Origin of the sequence: Pseudoxanthomonas composti (assembly GCF_004122095.1) — a bacterium.
In the GTDB taxonomy this organism is placed as follows: domain Bacteria; phylum Pseudomonadota; class Gammaproteobacteria; order Xanthomonadales; family Xanthomonadaceae; genus Pseudoxanthomonas_A; species Pseudoxanthomonas_A composti.
The window spans coordinates 1-20,160 of the sequence record NZ_SAWZ01000001.1 but is presented as its reverse complement, the minus strand read 5'-3'; the positions used below and the strand labels follow the sequence as shown (position 1 = coordinate 20,160).

Here is a 20,160-nt window from a genome sequence, read left to right as displayed (position 1 = left end):
ATGTGGTGGTGGTTCTGGTTGTCGCCGCTGGCCTGGTTGCTGGCCAGCGTGCTGGTGGGCGCGGTGGCTCTGCTGTGGAAGCGCGCGCGCCGCTGGCTGGGGCGCCTGGCCGTGGCCGGCATCGGCATCTCCACCGTGGCGATGATGCCGGTCACGGCCGATGCACTGCTGGCGCTGATCGAAGCCCCGCTGCAGGTGCCGGCCTGCACCGATCGGCCGACCGCGGTGGTGCTCTCCGGCGGGCTGGACCGCGAACCGCGCGATGCCCAGGACATCTCGGTGATCAGCATGAGCGGCCGCCAGCGTGCCGAGCGCGCCGCCGAGTGGTGGCACGCCTGGGCAGGGCGCACCCTGGTCGTGGCCGGCGGCGGCTGGACCCCGCAAGCGCCTTCGGAAAGCGCGCTGATGAAGGTCTACCTGGGGCGGCTGGGCGTGCCGGCCGAGGCGATCCGCACCGAGACCGAGTCGCAGAACACCTGGGACAACGCGTTGAACATGCTGCAGATGAAGCCGGCCGTGCCGCGCCAGGTGGTGGTGATCACCTCGGCCGTGCACGTGCCGCGCGCGCGCTACGCCATGACGCAGGCGGGCTTTGCCAGCTGCATGCTGCCCTCGGACAGCATGCGCGTGCCGCTGCGCTTTCCCACCATGTTCATCCCGTCCAGGACCGGCGTGGCCGGGACCGAGGCGGCCCTGCACGAGCTGATCGGCATCGTCTGGTACTGGTTCCTGACCTGGTGGGAGCCGATGCCGGCGCGCGCTGCGGATTGAGGGGTTTGAAGCGAGGAACGAGTGCAGAGGAACGAGGAACGAGTGAATCGCGGCAATGCGCAGGTCGCCACTCGTTCCTCGTTCCTCGTTCCTCTGCGCTCTTTTCTGCCTTCCAACGCCGCGGAGTTGGACCAGTGCGTGCCCCGACCAGGGTGCACGCGGCGGGCGCTCAGCGTGTCCCGCCGGTGCGCTGCTCGCCGATGCTCACGCGCTGCCACTCGATCCGGATCTCGGTGCCTTCCGGTCGCCGGAAGCGTTCGGTCATGCGGTCGCCCACCACCGTCAGGCTCAGCTCCTTGACGGTGCGCACGCTGCCCACCCAGTTCGGAAAGGTGGCCCCTTCCACCCGGTTGCCGCTGAAGGCGCCACGCGCATCGACCGTGTAGCTGCCGAAGAAACCGATGCTGCCGGCCATGGCCCTGCGGTTTTCAGCATCGGTTCCCTGGCCGCGCGCATCGGAGGCGAAGCGGGGCAGGTCGCCATCGGTCAGCACTTCCACGAAGTGCAGGTCGGGGGTGAACACCAGCAGGCCCTGGGGTGACTGCCCGTAGGCGGGGCGCGTTTGGCCGTCGGCCTCGAGGGTGGCAGACAGCATCCTCCAGGTGCCGACGAGCTGGTTGTGTGCGGGCGGCTGCGCGCTGAGCGCGGTCGATACGGCAAACGCCATTGCGAGAAAAACGGAACGAAAGCGCATGCTGCGGATGCTCCTGTGCGAGGCGGATCTGCCGTGAGACCTGCAGCGAGGCGGTGGGACCATGCCTGCGCCTTCTGTTCCGCGGCGATGGTGGATGGAAGAGCGCCATCCACCCTACGTAGGGTGGACAACACCTTCCGGTGTGGCCATGTGTCCGGCTGCGATCCACTCTAGGCATCGAAGGCTGTCGCCAGAAGCGCCCGGGAGCCGCATGGGGCAGTGAAGATTCATCACCAATGCGCGACGGGTCGCCGAGCGCCTGCACGTTTCACCGAGATAAGGCGGTGCGGGATTTCACGGAGGCTGCGATGGCAATCCATTGCGGGCCATCTCCGACACCCGGGCACGGGAGCTGATGCCCGGCATCAGGTCTACGCGAACGCCATGGGCTTGCTACTTCCGAGACAAGCGAGCGATTACCTGTTGCGGGGTGGGCGCCACTCTGGGGCCTGGGTCCAAAAGCCGCGGAAGGGCTCTCCGGGAAAGCCCCTTCGCGGCTGAAGCCGCTCCCACAGAATCCCTTGGGCTTGCTGGACATTCAGATCAGTCGCGCAGCTCCCTGAGGTACTTGTAGAGCGAGGCGCGCGAGATACCCAGGCGGCCGGCCACGGCCGGGGCGGCGTTGCGCACGTCCAGGATCCTGGCCTGGTGGATCTGCACGATCAGCGCCCGGCGGCCGGCGGCGTCCAGCGCCATCGCCGACATGCCCGTGGCCGCCTCGTGGCGAGCGACGATCTGCTCCAGGGCCTGGCGCCAGCTGTCGTGGAAGAAGGTCTGCGGCTCCGGCGGCGCGGGCAGGAACGCGAGCGCGGCCAGGCTGTCCTGCACGCGCTCCAGCAGCGCGACGTCGAAGTTGATGCACAGCATGCCGTGCGCAGGGGAGCGCCCCTGGCGCAGCGCCGCGGTCACCGAGCGCATGTTGCGTCCGTCGGCGCCGCGCGCCCGGTAAGGGCCGATGACGGGCTGCTCCAGGGTCTTGTCCGGGAAGCGCTCGTCGCGGGAACTGTCGCCGGCCTTGCGCTTGCCGAAGGGATTGGCGATATGGGCGATGGTCATGCTGCGCAGGTCGTGCACCACGACCTCCACATGCGGCTTGAACAGCAGGGCGATGGCATCGGCGACCGCGAAATAAGCGGCCAGGGGAGGGTCGGGCTTGCGCGTTGCAGGCATCGGGCGGGCCGTGGTGAAGGCCGCTACAGCGTAGCGCTGGCGTTCGGATTTTACAAAGTGTATCCAATTGACAGAATGTAAATGCGCTCGTTAGCCTTTGCTTCGCCGGATGATCGGCGCGATCTTCGAGGCGGCGATGAAGCAGGGCAGGGACGACATGGCGTGGCACCGGCTTCTGCTGGGGCTGGTGTCGATGCTGGCCCTGGCGAGCGCAACGCTGCCGGTGCCAGCGCACGCGGCAGCCGACGCGTCGCCGATCGCCGCACCCGCAGACCGCCCCTTCGCGGGCACGATCGAACTGGAAGTCGATGCCCGCGATATCCGGCATCGACTGTTCCGCGTCCGGCAGACCCTGCCGGTGCAGGGCCCCGGGCCGCTGACCCTGCTCTATCCGGAATGGGAGCCCTCCAGCCATGGCCCCAGCGTGTCGGTGGCCCAGCTGGCCGGGCTGGTGGTGCGTGCCGGGCCGCAACGCCTCGAGTGGCGACGCGACGTGCTGGACATGCACGCCTTCCACGTCCAGGTGCCCGCGGGCGTGGATACCCTGGAGGTCGAATTCCAGTACGTGACCCGGGCCGGCGATGCCTTGCTGCGTGCGGATCTGGTGGTCGTGCAGTGGCAGCGGCTGCTGGTCTATCCGGCCGGCTGGTTCGCCCGCAACATCGCGGTGCACGCGCAACTAAGCCTGCCGCCCGGGTTGAAGCCGGTGACCTCACTGCAGACCAAGGTGGCCGGCGAGGACCGGCTCGATGTGGCTGCCACCTCGCTGGAGACGCTGCTGGATGCGCCGCTGATCGCGGCGCGGCACCTGCGCTCCCTGGAGCTGGGCCAGGCGGGGCAGCCGCCGCTGCGCCTTCAGCTGCTGGCCGAGAGCAGGCAAGCGGTGGAGACCACGCCGCAGGACATCGCGCGCCTGCGTGGCCTGGTCGGGCAAACCCATGCGGTGTTCGGCCCGGCGCCGTATCGGCATTTCGATGCGATGGTGGTGCTGAGCGACGCGTTTGCCAGCGGGGGTATCGAACACGCCGACTCGGCCGAGATCTACCTGCCCGCGGATTTCTTTCGCGACCACGCCGCGCAGCTCAACAACCTGGATCTGATCGCGCACGAGCACGTGCATGCCTGGAACGGGCGTGCGCGGGTGCCCGATGGGCAATGGACGCCCACCCCCAACCTGCCGATCCGCAACGACCTGCTGTGGGTCTACGAGGGGCAGACCGAGTTCTGGGGCCGGGTGCTGGCGGCCAGGAGCGGCCTGCGTGGCCGCCAGGATGCGCTGGACCGGCTCGCGCTGGATGCGGCGCAAGTACAGGTGGCCAACGGCCGCGCCTGGAAGAGCCTGCGCGATACCGTCCACGACCCGCGTTACGTCACCGGCCGCGCCACCATCTGGCCGGAATGGCAGCGCAGGAAGGACTACTACACCGAGGGCGTGCTGCTGTGGCTGGATGTCGACATGACCCTGCGCGAGCGCTCCAACGGGCGCCTGGGCCTGGACGACTTCGCGCGCCGGTTCTTCGCGGTCCAGGCCGCGGAGCGTCCGCGCCTGTACGGCTTCGATGAGGTCTGCCGGACCTTGGATGCGGTGATGCCCCTGGACTGGTCCGCCTACCTGGATGCCCGCCTGGATGCGCATACGCCGGTGGTGCTGGACGGGCTGGCCAGGGCCGGTTGGTCGCTCGCGTTCGGCCCGCAGCCAAGCGAGGTCTTCCGCCAGCACGAGCGCGAGCTTGCCGCCAGCGACCTGACCTACTCGGTGGGCATGGTGGTCACGGCCGAGGGCGTGGTCCGCTCGGTGCTGTGGGATTCGCCTGCCTTCGAAGCTGGCCTGGCGCCGGGCGCCAGGCTGTTGTCGCTGGATGGCGCGCCTTTCTCGCTGGCCAGGCTGCACGCGCGCATCGCAGAGGACGACGGGCGCGCCCTGGCCTTGGACTATTTACTGGAAGCCACGCGTTCGACGGCCACGCTGCGCTATCGCGGTGGCCTGCGATATCCGCGGCTGGAAAGGAGGCCTGGAACGCCCGATCGGCTTTCCCAGTTGCTGGCCGGCGTCGATACCGGGCCGGCTTCCGCCGCCCGGAAGTGATCCCGGCGACAGTGCACGGCGCGCTCAGGGGCGCACCGTGTCCGCGCCCGCCGCCTGCGCTGCCGGCGTGGCGGGAAAGAAGCTGTCGGTGAGTTGTTCGGAGGTACGCCACAGCCGCTCGGCCTGGGCCCGATCCAGGGCCTGCGTGGGGACCCTGGCCTCGGTGGGGTGACCCCGCGTTTCGCCGAGCCTGTCCGGACCGTAGTAGCCGCCGCCCCGCGCGGCCGCCGCTGTGGCCGCATACAGGGTCGGCAAGGCGCCTTGCGCCGTGGGCTGGAACAGGAACCACAGCAGGCGCCGGGCCAGGCCCGCCGCGCTCCAGGGCCCGGCGCCGTTGGTGAGCAGGTCGGTGCGGGACACGCCCGGATGGGCGGCGATGCTGCGCACGCCCCAGTGGCCAGCATCGCTGCGCCGCTGCAGTTCCAGCGCGAACATCAGGCAGGCCAGCTTGGACTGGCTGTAGGCCACCATCGGCTTGTACGCACGCCTGGACTGCAGGTCCTCGAAATTGAGCGCTCCGGCGCGCGCGGCGACGCTGGAGACGGTCACCACGCGTGGCTCGCTGGCGCGTCTGAGCAAGGGCAGCAGCTGCGCGGTCAGGGCGAAATGCCCCAGATAGTTGGTGCCCAGCTGCAGTTCGAAGCCGTTGGCTGTCTGCCTGCGCTGGGGCGGCGTCATCACCCCAGCGTTGTTGATCAGCAGGTCCAGCTTGCCCCCGGAGGCGGACAGCGCAACTCCCAGGTGCAGCCGCGCGGCGAAGGCTTCGACCGAGTCCAGGCTGGCCAGGTCCAGCGCCTCGAAGCCGACCTTCGCATCGGGAATGGCCTGGCGGATGTGGCTGCTGGCGGCCGCGCCCCTGGCGGCGTTGCGCCCGGCCAGGATGACGTGCGCGCCGGCACGTGCCAGCGCGATGGCGCACTCAAGCCCCAGTCCACCGGTACCGGTGACCACGGCGGTCTTGCCCTGCAGCGAGGGGATGGCGGAGGCGTTCCAGTTGCTCATGGGTATGGCTCGTTGGTCGTTGGAATGGGAAGGCTGTTCGACGCGCAGGTCCGGTCGGCGTGGCACTGGCCTGGCCTGCGGTCGGGATCAGCGCAGCGGATTGGCCGCGCGGTGGTGTGGGCGAATGCGTCGTGGCATCGGAAGGGTCGATGTGCGTCGCGCTGGACGTCGGTGCAGGCGCATGCCGTGGCGTCGACGCACTCGCCCTGGCATGGGCACGCCCCAGCCACAGCCCCAGCGCGGCCCAGAGCAGCGCCAGCGGCGCGGTCACCGCCAAGAGCGCGCCGCCGGCCATGCCCAGGCGGGCAATGAGGCCCTCGCTCTGCGCGCCCAGGACATCGCCGCCGCGGTAGATGAAGGTGTCGATCAGGGCCTTGGCCTTGTACTTGTCCTCGCGGGACACCACGGTGAACAGGCTTTCGCGTGCTGGCCTTGCGATTCCGCGTTCCACCGCCCGGTGGGACGCTTCCAGCAACACCAGGGCCAGGAACGAGCCGGAGACGGCAAGGCCGATAAAGCCGGCGACCGTGGCCAGCGGGAGTGCCGCCAGCGCCACGCCGGCGCCAAAGCGGCGCATGATCCTGCCGGTCAGGGTGAGCTGCAGCCCCAGCACGACGATCTGCGTCCACATGTCGATGCGGCCCAGCAGCGCCGCACGCGAGGCCATGTCCGCGGCCACCTCGGCGACCATCTGCAGACGCGTGAAGTACACGAAGGTGGTCATCACCGCGACCAGCAGCACGTAGCCGGCGATCCCGGCCAGATACGGCGAGCCGGAGATGGCGCGCAGGCCGGCCCAGGCGCTGCCGCCGATGCGCGCGGCAGGATCGTGCGGCGAGGCGGCGCGGTCCGATCCATGCGCCGGGTGCAGGCCCGACCCACCGCGCATCAGCCGGGTCGCAGCGAGCATGGCCAGGCCGAGGAAGCCGGCAGCGACCAGCAGCAGCCCCGGGATGCCCAGCGGTCCGGCCAGCTGCGAGGTCAGCCAGGGCCCGGTGATGGCGCCGAGCGTTCCGCCCATGGCGATAAGCGCGAACAGGCGCCTGGCCTGCGCGCTGCTGAAACGTTCGGCCAGCAATGACCAGACCACCGTGGTGGCGAACAGGTTGAAAACGCTGAACCAGACGTAGAACACCAGGCCGCTGGCGCGGCCCACCGCGCCTGGCGCGAAGGCCAGCAAGCTCCAGAAGGCGCACAGGCTCAAGGCGAAGAAGCCGTAGGTCACGCCGATGAAGTGCGCCCGCCGGAGTCGGCTGACCAGCCAGCCGAACACCGGGTTGACCGCCAGGGTCACCAGCGCGGTCCCGAGGAACAGCCAGCGCACGCTTTCGATGCCGCGTTCCAGCCCCATTGCATCGCGTACCGGCCTGAGCAGCATCAGCGCGGTCAGTACGCAGAAGAACAGGCCCGCGGCCGTCAGCGTCGGGCCGGTCTCGCCACGCTCCAGACCGATGAGCCTGCGCAGTGCCGCGGCGGGTTGGCGTACGAATCGGATCATGCGTGGACCTGCAGGCATGTCATGGGCGTGTCTGGCTCAGCGGCCGGCAGGCGTGGCGGCAGCGCCCGCGTCTGGAAAGCGCGCGCCGGTGAGTTGCTCGCTGACCGTCCACAGGCGCGCGGCCGCCGCGGTATCGCCCGCCGCGGCGGGCACACTGGCCAGGCCCAGCGGCCCGGCGATCTCCCGCGGGCCGGTGGGGCCGTAGTAGGCCCCGCCCTGCGCCTGGGGCGAGGTCATGGCGTACAGGGTGGGCACTGCACCTTGCGCGGCGCTCTGGAAGTGCGCGCGGTTGGCCGACCACTGGCGGCCTTGGTCGCTTTCCAGGCCGGGCCCACGCGCCACCAGTTCGGTCACCGCCACGCCCGGGTGCGCGGCGAGGCTGGTGATGCCCCAGTGGCCGGCCTGGCTGCGCCGCTGCAGTTCCAGCGCGAACATCAGGCAGGCCAGCTTGGATTGCGCGTAGGCGGGAAAGGCCTGATAGGCCTTGCCCGACTGCAGGTCCTCAAAGTCGATGCGGCCCTGGTGGACGGCGATGCTGGACACGGTCACCACGCGCGCGGCGCTGGACTTGCGCAACAGCGGCAGCAGTTCGGCGGTCAGCAGGAAATGGCCGGCATAGTTGGTCGCAAACTGCAGCTCCAGGCCGTCGGCGCTCACCCCGCGCTGCGGCGGCGCCATGATGGCGGCGTTGTTGATCAGCCCATCCAGCCGCGGCAGCGAGGCCTTCAACTGGGTGGACAGGGCGCGCACCGAGGCCAGGTCGGACAGGTCCAGCGTGGCGAAGCGGACCTGGGCTTCGGGAACGTCCTGCCTGATCTGCTCGATCGCCTCGCGGCCGCGTTCTGGGTTGCGCGCGGCGATGATCACCGTGCCGCCCGCCGCGGCCAGGGCCTTGGCGTCTTCGTAGCCCATGCCGCTGGTGCCGCCGGTGACCAGGAAAGTGCGTCCCTGCTGCGAGGGCATGTCGCGCACGCTCCACTGCGGCGAGGGCGCCGACTGCGCAATGGCCTGGCCGGCCGCGAGCACGCTGCCGAGGGACAGCGCCAGCGCGAGCAGGGAACGACGGCGCATGCGAAGGCCGCCGCGGTGTAAAGGCTGGGGTGTGGTCTGGGACTCCATGGGTTGACTCCTGGTGAGTGAAGATCGGGGTGCACGCCGATCCAGCGCCTGGCCTGGGCGCGCTGGGTGGGCGTGGGTGTGGTGGTGGCGGCCAGGGGGCGGGCGCCTCAGAAGCTCCGGCTCAGGCCCAGGACCAGGCGCCCCATGCCGTTGCGGTCCGCTTCCAGCAGCGGGCTGTCCTGCAGGTCGTTGGGCAGGAACTGGTACTCGGCCGAGGCCATCAGCTGCCACTTGGCGCCGAGCGGGTGCATGACCGTCAGGCCCACGCGTGGGATCCGTACCGAGCCCGGGCGGTAGGCGGTGACGCCGCGCGCCACTTCCTCGTCCAGCGTGCCGAAGTAGTAGTCGGAGAGGTTCGCCGACATCCAGCTGTTGCCCGCGTTGACGGTCAGCGCGGTGCGGTCCAGCAGCCAGGTGTAGCGATAGTCCAGGGCCAGCTCGTAGCCCCGGTGGGTATCGGAGATGTCGTGCAGCGCATCCAGGGTGAGCGAGCCCCAGGTGGCGCCGTAGACCGCGCGAAAGCCGGCATCGATGCCGTCGTCGCGATCGCTCAGCAGGTCGGCATCCAGGCCGTTGGCCGCCAGCTCGCGGCGGCCCAGGTCGTCGATGTCGAAGCCGTACAGGCGGGCCGAGAGCAGCGCGTCGAGCCGGAAACCCTCGTTGCGGTACAGATGCATGCCTCCGGAGATGCCGCGCAGGAAGAAGCGCTCCCCCTCGTAGCTGACCAGCGGGAAGGGGCGCACACGCGTGCCTTCGCCGGCGTAGGGGCTGTCGATGAGCGCGGCAGCGGCGCCGATGGACCATTGGCCCTGGCTGCGCGGCGCCTGCTGGGCAATGGCCGCCAGCGGCAGGGTGGACAGGGCCAGGCTGGCGAATGTGGCGGCGATGGTGATCTTCATGGGTGTTCTCCGGGGACGGGGGTGGGGCGGCGGGGGGATGCGGGGTGGAGCGGTTGGCGCTCGTGTGGCGCGGCGGTGCGACGCGATGGGAGCGGGGGTGCTTCGCTTGCGGCGCTCGTGCGCGTTTGCGCGCGACCCAGCCACAGGCCGAGCGCGGCCCAGAGCAGGGACAGCGGAATGACCACGCCGATCAGGCTGCCCATGGCCATGCCCAGGCGACCCAGCAGGCCTTCGGCCTGCGCGCCGATGACATCGCCGCTGCGATAGACGAAGGTGTCCAGGAAGGCCTTGGCCTTGTATTTGTCTTCCCGCGGCAACACGGTGAACAGCGCCTCGCGTGCCGGCCGGGTGATGCCGCGCTGGACGGCGCGATTGCTTGCCTCCAGCAGGATCAGCACGGCGAAGGAGCCGTACACGGCCAGGCCGATGAAGCCGATGGCCGTGGCCGCGGGCAGCAGGGCCAGCGCCACGCCCAGGCCGAACCTGCCGATGATCTTGCCGGTCAGGGTGAGCTGCAGCACCAGCACCGCGACCTGGGTCCACATGTCGATGTTGCCCAGCATCGCCGCGCGCGCGTCCATGTCCTCGGCGGCCGCCGCGACCATCTGCAGGCGCGTGAAGTAGATCAACGTGGCCAGCAGCGTCATCAGCAGGATGTAGCCGGCGATTCCCATCAGATAACGCGACCGGAAGACCTGACGCAGGCCGGCCCAGGCGTGGCCACCGATTCGAGTGGAGGGCGCGGCTGCGTTGCCGGCCAGGTCCTGGTATGCGCGGTCGGAGGAGAGGTGGAACAGCCACCACGCCGCGGCCACGGCCAGCACCAGCAGGGCGCCGGCGATGATCAGCAGGCTGGCCGTGCCCAGCGGTTGGGCCAGCTGCGAGGTCAGCCACGGACCGGCGATGGCGCCCAGCGTGCCGCCCACCGAAATCAGCGCGAACAGGCGCTTGGCCTGGTCGCGGCTGAAGCGATCGGCCAGCAGCGCCCAGAACACCATGGTCACGAACAGGTTGAACACGCTGAACCAGACGTAGAACACCTGGCCGCTGCGCTGGCCCACCGCCTGCGGCGCGAACATCAACAGCACCCAGAAACCCACCAGGCTGACCACGAAGAACCCGTAGGTCGCCGCCACCAGCGACAGGCGCCGCAGGCGGCTGGCCAGCCAGCCGAACAGCGGATTGACCGCCAGGGTGACCAGGGCCGTGCCGAGGAACAGCCAGCGGATGTTCTCGATGCCGCGTTCCATGCCCAGCGCATCGCGCGCCGGCCGCAGCAGCATCAGCGCGGTCAACACCAGGAAGAACAGCAAGGTGGCGACCAGCACCGGACCGGTCTCGCCGGCGCGCAGGTTGAGCAGGCGCTGCAGGCGCCCCGGGCGGGGGGCACCATTGGCTTGGATGGAAGACATGTGGCAGGTTCCTGTGCGGGCACGCCAGTGCGCGCATCGGCATTGACGTGGGGCTGTCGCGGCGAGGGAGAGGGCGGGCTTTAGTGCATGCCGGCGCGCGCGCCGTCGCTGCTCAAGGACGGAAAGCCGGTGCCGCTCAAGCGTTCGCTGATCAGCCACAGCTGGTTGGACACCCGCGCGTCCCTGGCCGCCTCCGGGACTTGCGCAAGACCCAGCGGGCCGCGCGTTTCCATCAGCCCGGTGGGGCCGTAGTACTGGCCGCCGCGCGCTTGTGTCGCGGTGGCCGCGTAAAGCGTGGGCACGGCCCCGGCGGGCGCGGGCTGGAACAGGAAGGGCAGGTTGCGGCGCACGAAGCCGGACATGCCGCCGCGTTCGGCCAGCAGGTTGGTCCGCGACACACCCGGGTGCGTGGCAATGCTCTGAATGCCCCAGCCGGCCGCATCGCTGCGGCGCTGCAGTTCAAGCGCGAACATCAGGCAGGCCAGCTTGGACTGGCTGTAGGCCTGCGCGGCGTCGTACTCGCGCTCGAACTGCAGGTCCTGCAGGTGGATCTGCCCGCCGTGCGCGGCAGCGATGCTGGACAAGGTGACCACCCGCGCCTGCGACTTGCGCAACAGCGGCAGCAGGTCCGCAGTGAGGGCGAAGTGGCCGAGATAGTTCACCGCGAACTGCATCTCCAGGCCATCGGCCGACACCAGGCGCTGCGGCGGCTCCATCAGGCCGGCGTTGTTGATCAGCCCATCCAGGCGCGGAAGCGTCTGGTTCAGCCGCGCGGCCAGCGCATGCACCGAATCCAGGTCGCCCAGGTCCAGCTCCTGGAACTGCACCCGGGCGTCGGGCGTTGCCTGGCGGATGTTGGCGATGGCCTGCGCGCCGCGCTCGGCACCGCGCGCGGCGATCACCACCTGCGCGCCGGCCGCCGCCAGCGCCTTGGCGCTTTCGTAGCCGATGCCGCTGGTGCCGCCGGTGACCAGGAACACGCGCCCCTGCTGCGAAGGGATGTCCTTGACGCCCCAGTCCGCATTGGGCTGATCGGCGGCGACCGATCCACCGGTGGAGCAGGCCACAAGACCGACGGCGCTCAACGCCATCAGACCGATGCGCTGGAGCATGGCCACCACGCCATCGCGCCGGGCCATGCCAGCGGCGCGGCGATCGCTGCGTAGGTGCGGTGTTGCGTTGATGTTCGAGGACTGGATCATGTGCTTGGCTCGTCGAGTGGATGGGAGAAAGCACGCGGTGTTGCCCCGTGCTCGAGCCGGAGTTTTTGCCGATGGAATTAAGTCGGGTTTAAGGCCTCGCACTGGCGCCAATCGAGAATTTCCAGCAAAGGGAACGCGCGCGGATCTTCTTGTTGCGCCGCACTTAATCGGTTCTTAATTCGGGCCGATCACACTCGGCGTCCGTCGCTGGGAAGCCGTTCCATGGAATCCATCCTGCTGGTCGAAGACGATCCGATGCTGGGTCGCGCGCTGACCTCCGCGCTTGGCCAGGAGGGCTGGCGCGTGGTGCATTGCATGGATGCCGAATGCGCCAGGACCGCACTGGTGGACCATGCCTTCATCGCGGTGCTGCTGGACCTGGGCTTGCCCGGCGCATCGGGACTGGAGGTGCTGTCCACCATGCGCCAGCGTTACGACCCCACGCCGGTGATGATCATCACCGCGCGCGACCAGCTCAGCGACCGCGTGCGCGGCCTGGATGCCGGCGCCGACGACTACATCGTCAAACCTTTCCAGCGCGATGAGATGCTGGCGCGGCTGCGCGCGGTGCTGCGGCGAAGCACCGGCAATGTCACCCCGCTGCTGCGTTGGCGCGACCTGGAGATCGACCCGGCCGCGCGCACGGTGAGCCGTCGCGGCGCGCGCGTGGGCCTGGCCGCCAACGAATTCCGCATCCTGTTGACCCTGTTCGAGGCCAAGGGCCGGGTGCTGAGCCGGGACCAGCTGCAGGACCGCCTGTACGGTGGCGATGCCGAGGTCGGCAGCAACACCGTGGCGGTCTATGTGCATCAGCTGCGCCGCAAGCTTGGCGAGGATGTGGTGGTCACCGAGCTGGGCTTCGGTTATCGCGTCGGGGACGAGAGGTGATGCGCTCGCTGCGCAGTCGCCTGCTGATCACGCTGGCCGGCGTGCTGCTGGCCGCCTGGGCCAGCTGGTTCGTCATCCAGTTCGTGCAGATGACCACGCGGCAATGCGGCGAGATCGACGGCATGCTGCGCAATGTGGCCGAGCAGATCCTGCTGTCCATGCCGGCGGACATCGGCACCGCCGGCCAGCAGCGGCAGTTCTCGCTGCAGGACCAGATGGCCCCGACCGGCGGCAAGTTCGGCGCGCTGGGCTTTCAGGTGTGGGAGCGCGGCACCGGGCGCCGGCTGCTCTCGTCCAAGCCGGCGCCGCCGCACCCGATGTCCAGCGACTTCAAGGACGGCTACGCGGACACGACCATCGCAGGCGCGGCCTGGCGGGTGTTTTCCGTCAGCGACGACGACGGGCGCGTGCAGGTGCAGGTCGGCTTGCCGCAGGCGGCCTTGCAGGCCGAGCTGCAACGCTGGCTGCGCCTGAGCCTGGTGACCGCGGTAGCATTGCTGCTGGTGATCGGGATCGCCATCTGGCTGGTGATCCACTGGTCGCTGCGGCCGGTGGGCAGGCTCAGCAGCAAGCTGGCCAGGCGCGCCGAGCTGGATCTTGCGCCGGTGCCGCAGCAGGGCCTGCCCAGCGAATTCGCGCCGCTGGTGGGCGCCTTCAACGGACTGATGCAGCGCCTGGGCCATGCCATGCAGCGCGAGCGCGCGTTCCTGAGCGAGGCCGCGCACGAGCTGCGCACGCCGCTGGCCGCGCTGCTGGCCCAGGCGCAGGTGCTGGAGCATGCGGGCAGCAAGCAGGAGTCCAAGGAAGCCTTGGACCATCTCATCACCGGGATCGAGCGCACCTCGCGCCTGGCCCAGCAGTTGCTGGACAGCGCCAGGGTGGAGGCCGGCAGCGCACCGGCGCGCGCGCAGGATGTGGACCTCGGCCTGGTGGTCAGCATGGTCTCCGATGAGTTCCACCTGTTGGCGCAGCGCTCGGGCCAGCGCATCGACGTGGACGTGGTCAGCGTGCCGGTGCAGGGCGACATCGACGACCTGGGCATCCTGGTGCGCAACCTGCTGGACAACGCGCTGCGCCACGGCGGTCCCGGCACGCGGGTCAAGCTGCAGACCCAGCTGGTGGAAGCACAGGACCAGCGCCAGGCGGTGCTGATCGTGGCCGATGACGGGCCGGGCATCGCCGAGGCGGACCGGCAACGGGTGTTCGAGCGCTTCTATCGCGCTGGCGCGGCCGGGCGTGCGCACGGCATCGGCATGGGCTTGTCGCTGGTCGAGCGCGTGGTGGCCTCGCACCGGGGCCAGTTGCGCTGCGGCTCCGGCCTGGGTGGGCGGGGCTTCGGCGTGGAGATCCAGTTCCCGGCGGGCGAGCGCACTGCGCAGGCCAGCCGGGCTCGGTAACGCGGGCCAGGACCGTCAGCGGGTTCGCACGTGCGTGACGTCATTGCAGGCAACCGACACAGGCGGAGGAGTGGTCATGGAACACGTGTCCTTCAGCAACAGAGGCATCACGGTCGCCGCGGATCTGCATCTGCCGACCGGCTTCGATGCCGCCGGATCCTATCCCGCGCTCGTCATCGCCACCCCGGGCAGCAGCGTCAAGGAGCAGATCGGCGCGGTCTACGCCAGCCGGCTGGCGCGAGCGGGCTTCATCGCCCTCACTTTCGATCCTTCCTACCAGGGTGCCAGCGGTGGCCAGCCCAGGGACCTGGAGGACCCAGCCGTGCGCGTGGAGGACATCCGCTGCGCGGTGGACTACCTGATGACGCGGCCGTTCGTGGCCGAGGAGCGGGTCGGCCTGCTCGGTATCTGCGCCGGTGGCGGCTATGCGATCAAGGCCGCGCTCACCGAGCATCGTGTCAAGGCGGTCGGCACGGTGGTGGCCAACGATATCGGCCAGGCCTTTCGCGACATGTCCGCGGCCAAGGGCATGGCCGACACGCTGCGCGCCGTGGGCTGGCAGCGCACCCACGAGGCTCGTGGCGGCGCGCACAGGCGCAATGCGTGGATTCCCGACAGCCTGCAGCAGGCGCAGGCCGAAGGCGTGAGCGACCCGGAGCTGCTCGAGGCGGTGGGCTTCTATCGCGAGTCGTCTTATCGGCACCCCGGGTCGACCAACCGCCTGCTGTTCTCCAGCTATGCGCAGCTGCTCAGCTTCAATGCCTTCGACCTGGTGCCGGACCTGCTGACCCAGCCGCTGCAGGTCGTGGTCGGCGGCAAGCGCGGCAATACCGGCCAGTACGAAGCCGGTCGGCGCCTGTATGAGCGCTCACCGGCAACGGACAAGGACCTCTATGTGGTCGAGGGTGCCGGACACTACGACCTGTACCACGTGCCGCAGTATGTCGAGCCCGCGGTCGCTCGCCTGGCCGCGTTCTTCTCCCGGCACCTGGATGCCTAGCGCCGCGGCGCCTTGGGTTTCTGCGCCAGCCGAGCACGCACGTCGCCTGGAGACTTCGATCCCAGGCCTGCGTGGAAAGACCATGGCGGCATGAAAGCGCGCCACCCAGTCGGCGCTTAAAGCTGGCTTAAAACGGCGCAGGTTCAATGTCCCTGCGACGGCAACACCACATCGGCGGTGCGTGCCGGCGCCGGGCCGCTCACTTGGGTCCGGGCGATCGACCCCACGGCATGAGGAGCAATGGGCATGCACAGAAAGCCTTCGATGCAAACCACGCGCACGGCGCCGCGGGCGTTGGAGAATCGGACCTGCAGCGCATGCGCGGCGCGAGGAAACCGTGCGATCCACGCCGCGCCTGCCGCGCCCTGCAGCTGCGGCGGACGTGGAGATCGCGCGCTTGCGCTTTCCCTTTCGCTGGGTATCGGTCTAGGCTGGATGCAGGCGATCAAGCTGCGCCCGGGCTAAGGGGGCCTTCCAGGCCCCTGGATCCAGCAGCGGCCCGCCATGGCTGCGCAGCATGGTGCAGCCTGCAATGTCTGCCCATGACGGGTGCCGATGAAGGACTCAGACGCGATGATGTTGGCTGCAAGCGGATCCTGGCGGTGGGCGCGTATTGCCGGAGGCCTGTTGCTGGCGGTAGCGCTGCCGCACACGGCCCGTGCACAGGACCAGATGTCCGGGGCCTACGCACGGGCCGAGCGGGTGCTCGATGCCAACCTGGCAGGGGCGATCGAGAACGCGACCGTGGTGCCGCACTGGATCGAAGGGGGAAAGCGCTTCTGGTACCAGCGCGACGGACGTGATGGCCCCGAATGGGTGATCGTCGAGACCGCGTCCGGCAAACGCGAGCCGGCCATCGACCCGCGCCTGCTGCGGCAGGGGCTGCAGCAGCGCCTGGGCGAGGCCGAGCTGCCGCAGCCGCTGCCGGTGACCGCGATCAGTGCCAAGGATGTCACCGTCACCCTGGCCGACCGCGTCCTGCGTTGCCAACGCGCCGATGGCCGCTGCAGCAGTAGCGCCGGCACGCCTGAGCGGCCGGGCGTGCTGAGCGCGCCGGACGGGCAGCAGGGCGTTCTCGTCCGCGGCCACAACCTGTGGCTGCAGCAGGGCGATGCCGAACCGCTGGCGCTGACCGATGACGGCGTGGCGCATTTCGCCTACGGCACAGCACCAGGCACCTCGTTGTTCGCCATTCCGCGCATGCGGGCGCGCCAGCCCCTGCCGCCGGTGGGGCTGGACTGGTCGCCGGACAGCCGCTATTTGCTGAGTGAGCGCGTGGATGAGCGCGCCGTGCGTCCGTACCCGTTTCTGGAGTCGGTGCCGCAGGATGGCAGCTTCCGTCCGAAGCTGTGGCAGCCGCGCATCCCGCTGCTGGGCGATGCCGAGCGCGGTCGCCAGGAGGTGGCGCTGTTCGATATCGCCCGCAAGCGCAAGACCGTGCTGGACTTGCCCGAGGGCTGGAGCTTCATGGACACGGTGTTCGCCTGGTCCGGCGACCTGCGCCGGGCCTGGGGCCTGGCGGTGACGCGCGGGCAGCGCGAGCGTGCGCTGGTGGAGATCGACCTGGCCAGCGGCCGTACCCGGCTGGCGGTGCGCGAGGCCACGCCGATCCTGGGCCGCTTCAACGCCTTCATCTACAACCCGCCGAACGTGCGCGTGCTGGAGCGCAGCAACGAGGTGGTCTGGTTTTCCGAGCGCGATGGCTGGGGCCAGCTCTACCTCTACGATCTGCGCAGCGGTGCGCTCAAGCGCAAGCTGACCAGCGGCGAGCGGACCGTGCGCGATGTCATTGGCGTCGACGAGCAGGCCCGGCGCCTGTTCTTCACCGCCGGCGGCACCGATGAAGATGCCGACGCCTACCACGTGCGTGTGTACAGCGTCCCGCTCGATGGCGGCAGAGAGACGCTGCTGACGCCGGAGCCTGGCGTGCACGTGGTGCGCGCACGACCGATGGGCAACGCCGTGGCCGGCTCGGCGCAGAACGCAGGCCTGTCGCCGGACGGGCAGGTGCTGATCGACAGCTACTCCTCGCTGGAGCAACCGCCAGTGACGGTGCTGCGCTCGGCGATCGACGGCCGCATCCTGCACACGCTGGAAACCGCCGACGTGTCCGCGCTGGCCGCCGCCGGCTGGCGTGCGCCCACGCGGGTGAAGCTCCTCTCGGCCGATGGCCGCACCCCCATCTGGGGCACGGTGTACTTTCCGCCGGATATGCAGGCCGGCAAGCGCTACCCGGTGATCGACGCGATCTACGGCGGGCCACAGGTGACCAGCGCACCGGCCAGCTATCCCGAGGCGGTGCTGGCCATGAACCCGCGCTCGCGCGCCAGCCTGGCCGAGCTGGGCTTCATCGTGGTGACGATCGATGGGCGAGGCACGCCCGGCCGCTCCAAGGCGTTCAACGAGGCCAGCTACGCGGCCTTCGCCGAGCCGCAGCTGGCCGACCACGTCGCCGGCCTGCGCCAGCTGGCGCAGCGCTATGGCAGCTTCGATCTGGAGCGGGTCGGCATCTATGGCCATTCCTTCGGCGGCTACACCTCCGCGCGTGCCATCCTGACCTATCCGGAGTTCTTCAAGGTGGCCGTGTCCTCGGCCGGTCCGCAGAACTTCCAGGGCTTTTATCCGGTGGAAGCGGTGTTCCCCATCCCCGACTACGGCAAGGGACGCAGCAGCGCGCCCGATCCAACGGCGGTGCCGGACAACTATGCCGCGCTGGACATGTCGCCCCTGGCCGGCCGGCTGAAGGGCAAGCTGATGCTGGTCTACGGCGATCTGGACGAGAACGCGCTGCCGGCGGTGACGCTGCAGCTGATCGACGCGCTGACCAAGGCCAACAAGCGCTACGACCTGATGTACCTGCCCAATCGCGCGCATGGCTTCTATCGCACCGATGCGTATTACACCCAGCGCATGTGGGACTACTTTGTCGAGCATCTGCTTGGGCAGGAACCGCCCGACGACTTCAACCTGCGACTGGAGCAGGCGCCAGCGACGCCAGCGGAGTGAGCGCCGGCGGGCCTGGCTGACGCGATTCTGTGTGCGCTGGCGTCCGGCGACGGGGGCCGTCCACCGCCCGCGCATGTTCCCTGCGGGCAAGCGGGTCGGGGAAGCTCTCACGGCGCCGTATCGCGTCGTGCACGGCACTGGGAGCAGCCGGCGCTCAGGGCAATGTCGGCAGCGCCTTGGCTTCTTCCAGGTGGTGGGCCACCGCTTCCCGCGTCATCTGCAGGTGCTGCTTGACCTCCGTCGCCTGCGCCGAGGGCAGCAGCTTCTCGTCCAGCGTCTTCAACGCCTCGGTGTGGCCCTTGATCATCGCTTCCACGTAGGCCTTGGCGTAGTCGTCCTGGCGCGTTCCCAGCGCGGCCAGCTCCGCCTCGCCCTTCTCCTTCTGCGCCTGCACCGCTTCGCTCTGGGCGGGCGTGCCCAGCCGGTGGATGACGCGGTCGTTTTCGGTGTGGTCCTTGATCATCATCGCCGCGTAGTCGTTGACCTTGGCAGGCAGCTGGCGGCCCTGGGCCTGCTGGGCCGTCTTGACCTCGTGCTGGTTGATCGCCGAGACCAGCCCCAGCGCCTCGGCATCGGCTGGTGCCAGCGTGGTCTCCGGCGCCTCGCGCATGCCGGCGGCAGGGCCTGGTTTGCCTTGGTCGGGCGCATTGTTGGAGGGCTGGTCCATCGCCGGGCCCGTGCTGTCCTGGGGCGGTGCGTTGTCCGAGCAGGCGGACAGGGCAAGCAGGGCGAGGCTGCTGAAGAGGAGCGTGCGCACGATGGAGATCCTTGGCTGAGGTGGAAGCGGCACGCTAGGCCGCAAGGTGTTAGCGCAAATGCGATGGCGCGCCGGGCCGATGTCTGGCCGTATCGCGTGAGCGTGCAAGAAGTGCCGGCACCTGCGCGGCTGCAAGCGGCCGCCTTACGCGTTGGCGGCGGCAATTATTTCCGGCGATCGCCCGCGGCGCTGTCGATCTTCATCCGCGTCTTGCGCCTGGCCCGGCACCGTCGCCGCCTCACCTGAAGGGACTTTCCATGCGGCCACGCCCGATCTCGCCCCATCTGCAGGTCTATCGGTGGCAGATCCAGATGGTCGTCTCGATCTTGAACCGGGCAACCGGCGCGGTATTGGCCGTCGGCGCCGTGGCCATCGCAGGCGTCCTGTTCGCGCTGCAGGGCGACGCGCTGCGTTGGACGGCGATCCAGCAGCATCTGTCCAGCTGGTACGGCCTGGTCCTCATGGCTGGTTGGACCTGGTGTCTGGTGTTCCATTCGCTGGCCGGGCTGCGGCACCTGCTGCAGGACGCGGGCTGGTTTTGCTCCATCGACGCGTTCAAGGCCACGGCCTGGACCACGGTGATCGGCAGCCTCGCCCTGACCGCCCTGTTGATGCTGGTTCCGTGGGGGAGGGCAGGGGCATGACACGGTTGAGGACGCCGCTGAAGAACGCCTCGGGGCTGGGTTCGGCCAAATCCGGGCTGGACCACTGGGTCATCCAGCGGCTCACCGCACTGGGGCTGTGCGTGCTTACGATCTGGTTCGCGGTGTTCGTCATCGGCCTGGCCGCTGCCAGCCCTGGCGAGGTGGTCCAGGCGGTGGGCGCGCCGGTCAACACCATCCTTTTGCTGCTGTTCCTTGGGCTCACCTATTGGCACAGCATGCTCGGCATTCAGGTCATCCTGGAGGATTACGTGCACATGCAGTGGCTGTCGCTGCTGCTGCAGATCGCCAACAGGGCGATCTTCTTCGCGTGCGCGGCCGTGAGCATGGTCTCGGTGCTTCGCATGGCGTTTTCCACGTCTTAGCGGCTCGGTTGGGTGGGGTTGACACGTGGGCCATGCATATCGGTGCTCCGGCGGTCGATTGTGGTGATGGTGGATGGAAGAGCGCCATCCACCCTACGTAGGGTGGGCAACGCGAAGCTTGCCCACCGGGGCTTTGGCGACGGCTGAGGTGAGGGCGCGCGCGCTTCGTTCGATGCGCCGCGATGGTGGATGGAAGAGCGCCATCCACCCTACGTAGGGTGGATGGAAGAGC

General features: G+C 69.4%; 17 protein-coding genes. 8 read left to right on the top strand and 9 right to left on the bottom strand.

The annotated features are described in order from the left end of the window. The gene (locus EPA99_RS00085; protein WP_129469165.1) at window positions 1-771 is read left to right on the top strand and encodes a YdcF family protein; all 771 of its coding nucleotides are present in this window, start codon (window positions 1-3) and stop codon (window positions 769-771) included. 169 nt (window positions 772-940) lie between these two features. On the opposite strand, the gene EPA99_RS00080 is transcribed toward EPA99_RS00085, so the two are convergent. Together EPA99_RS00080 and EPA99_RS00075 are read right to left on the bottom strand one after the other, a co-directional pair. Continuing rightward, on the bottom strand, window positions 941-1,438 hold the full coding sequence (locus EPA99_RS00080) for a lipocalin-like domain-containing protein (protein WP_277751637.1): 498 nt from the start codon (window positions 1,436-1,438) through the stop codon (window positions 941-943). A 570-nt stretch (window positions 1,439-2,008) separates the two neighbouring features. Beyond that, entirely contained in the window at window positions 2,009-2,635 is a 627-nt protein-coding gene (locus tag EPA99_RS00075) for a helix-turn-helix transcriptional regulator (protein ID WP_129469163.1), read from the bottom strand. Between the two features lie 109 nt (window positions 2,636-2,744). Here EPA99_RS00075 and EPA99_RS00070 point away from each other — a divergent pair, with 109 nt between their 5' ends. Continuing rightward, on the top strand, window positions 2,745-4,721 hold the full coding sequence (locus EPA99_RS00070; RefSeq protein ID WP_129469162.1) for a M61 family metallopeptidase: 1,977 nt from the start codon (window positions 2,745-2,747) through the stop codon (window positions 4,719-4,721). A 24-nt stretch (window positions 4,722-4,745) separates the two neighbouring features. Here the strand turns inward: EPA99_RS00070 and EPA99_RS00065 are convergent, their stop codons facing one another. The 6 genes from EPA99_RS00065 to EPA99_RS00040 form a co-directional block, all read right to left on the bottom strand. Next, window positions 4,746-5,723, bottom strand: coding sequence for an SDR family oxidoreductase (locus EPA99_RS00065; protein ID WP_129469161.1), 978 nt, complete (start codon window positions 5,721-5,723; stop codon window positions 4,746-4,748). Then, window positions 5,641-7,221 (bottom strand): NTP/NDP exchange transporter, encoded by a 1,581-nt coding sequence (locus EPA99_RS00060; RefSeq protein ID WP_129469160.1) that lies wholly within the window; start codon window positions 7,219-7,221, stop codon window positions 5,641-5,643. Before EPA99_RS00060 ends, EPA99_RS00065 begins: the two co-directional genes overlap by 83 nt. A 36-nt stretch (window positions 7,222-7,257) precedes the next feature. After that, the gene (locus EPA99_RS00055; protein WP_206733652.1) at window positions 7,258-8,292 is read right to left on the bottom strand and encodes an SDR family oxidoreductase; all 1,035 of its coding nucleotides are present in this window, start codon (window positions 8,290-8,292) and stop codon (window positions 7,258-7,260) included. Window positions 8,293-8,447: 155 nt separating this feature from the next. Beyond that, the gene (locus tag EPA99_RS00050; RefSeq protein ID WP_129469158.1) at window positions 8,448-9,239 is read right to left on the bottom strand and encodes a MipA/OmpV family protein; all 792 of its coding nucleotides are present in this window, start codon (window positions 9,237-9,239) and stop codon (window positions 8,448-8,450) included. Further along, the gene (locus tag EPA99_RS00045; protein WP_129469157.1) at window positions 9,236-10,651 is read right to left on the bottom strand and encodes an NTP/NDP exchange transporter; all 1,416 of its coding nucleotides are present in this window, start codon (window positions 10,649-10,651) and stop codon (window positions 9,236-9,238) included. Before EPA99_RS00045 ends, EPA99_RS00050 begins: the two co-directional genes overlap by 4 nt. A gap of 80 nt (window positions 10,652-10,731) precedes the next feature. Next, on the bottom strand, window positions 10,732-11,853 hold the full coding sequence (locus EPA99_RS00040) for an oxidoreductase (protein ID WP_241688205.1): 1,122 nt from the start codon (window positions 11,851-11,853) through the stop codon (window positions 10,732-10,734). A 222-nt stretch (window positions 11,854-12,075) separates the two neighbouring features. On the opposite strand from EPA99_RS00040, the gene EPA99_RS00035 reads away from it, so the two are divergent. From EPA99_RS00035 to EPA99_RS00020, 4 genes are all read left to right on the top strand, one after another. Continuing rightward, a complete protein-coding gene (locus EPA99_RS00035) occupies window positions 12,076-12,741 on the top strand; it encodes a response regulator transcription factor (protein ID WP_129469156.1) in 666 nt (221 codons plus the stop codon). Then, window positions 12,741-14,138, top strand: coding sequence for an ATP-binding protein (locus EPA99_RS00030; protein ID WP_129469155.1), 1,398 nt, complete (start codon window positions 12,741-12,743; stop codon window positions 14,136-14,138). The genes EPA99_RS00035 and EPA99_RS00030 overlap by 1 nt, the downstream gene beginning before the upstream one ends. A gap of 76 nt (window positions 14,139-14,214) precedes the next feature. After that, window positions 14,215-15,138 carry an alpha/beta hydrolase gene (locus EPA99_RS00025; RefSeq protein ID WP_129469154.1) on the top strand — a complete coding sequence of 308 codons (924 nt, stop codon included), beginning with the start codon at window positions 14,215-14,217 and terminating at the stop codon, window positions 15,136-15,138. 627 nt (window positions 15,139-15,765) lie between these two features. Then, the gene (locus EPA99_RS00020) at window positions 15,766-18,144 is read left to right on the top strand and encodes a S9 family peptidase (RefSeq protein ID WP_164978509.1); all 2,379 of its coding nucleotides are present in this window, start codon (window positions 15,766-15,768) and stop codon (window positions 18,142-18,144) included. Window positions 18,145-18,298: 154 nt separating this feature from the next. On the opposite strand, the gene EPA99_RS00015 is transcribed toward EPA99_RS00020, so the two are convergent. Then, the gene (locus EPA99_RS00015) at window positions 18,299-18,901 is read right to left on the bottom strand and encodes a DUF4142 domain-containing protein (RefSeq protein ID WP_129469152.1); all 603 of its coding nucleotides are present in this window, start codon (window positions 18,899-18,901) and stop codon (window positions 18,299-18,301) included. 257 nt (window positions 18,902-19,158) lie between these two features. Between EPA99_RS00015 and sdhC the strand changes: the two genes are divergently transcribed. Together sdhC and sdhD are read left to right on the top strand one after the other, a co-directional pair. After that, complete coding sequence (gene sdhC / locus EPA99_RS00010; protein ID WP_129469151.1) at window positions 19,159-19,545, top strand: succinate dehydrogenase, cytochrome b556 subunit; 387 nt, start codon at window positions 19,159-19,161, stop codon at window positions 19,543-19,545. Continuing rightward, on the top strand, window positions 19,542-19,928 hold the full coding sequence (gene sdhD / locus EPA99_RS00005; RefSeq protein ID WP_129469150.1) for a succinate dehydrogenase, hydrophobic membrane anchor protein: 387 nt from the start codon (window positions 19,542-19,544) through the stop codon (window positions 19,926-19,928). Before sdhC ends, sdhD begins: the two co-directional genes overlap by 4 nt. The last annotated feature ends 232 nt before the right edge of the window (window positions 19,929-20,160 follow it).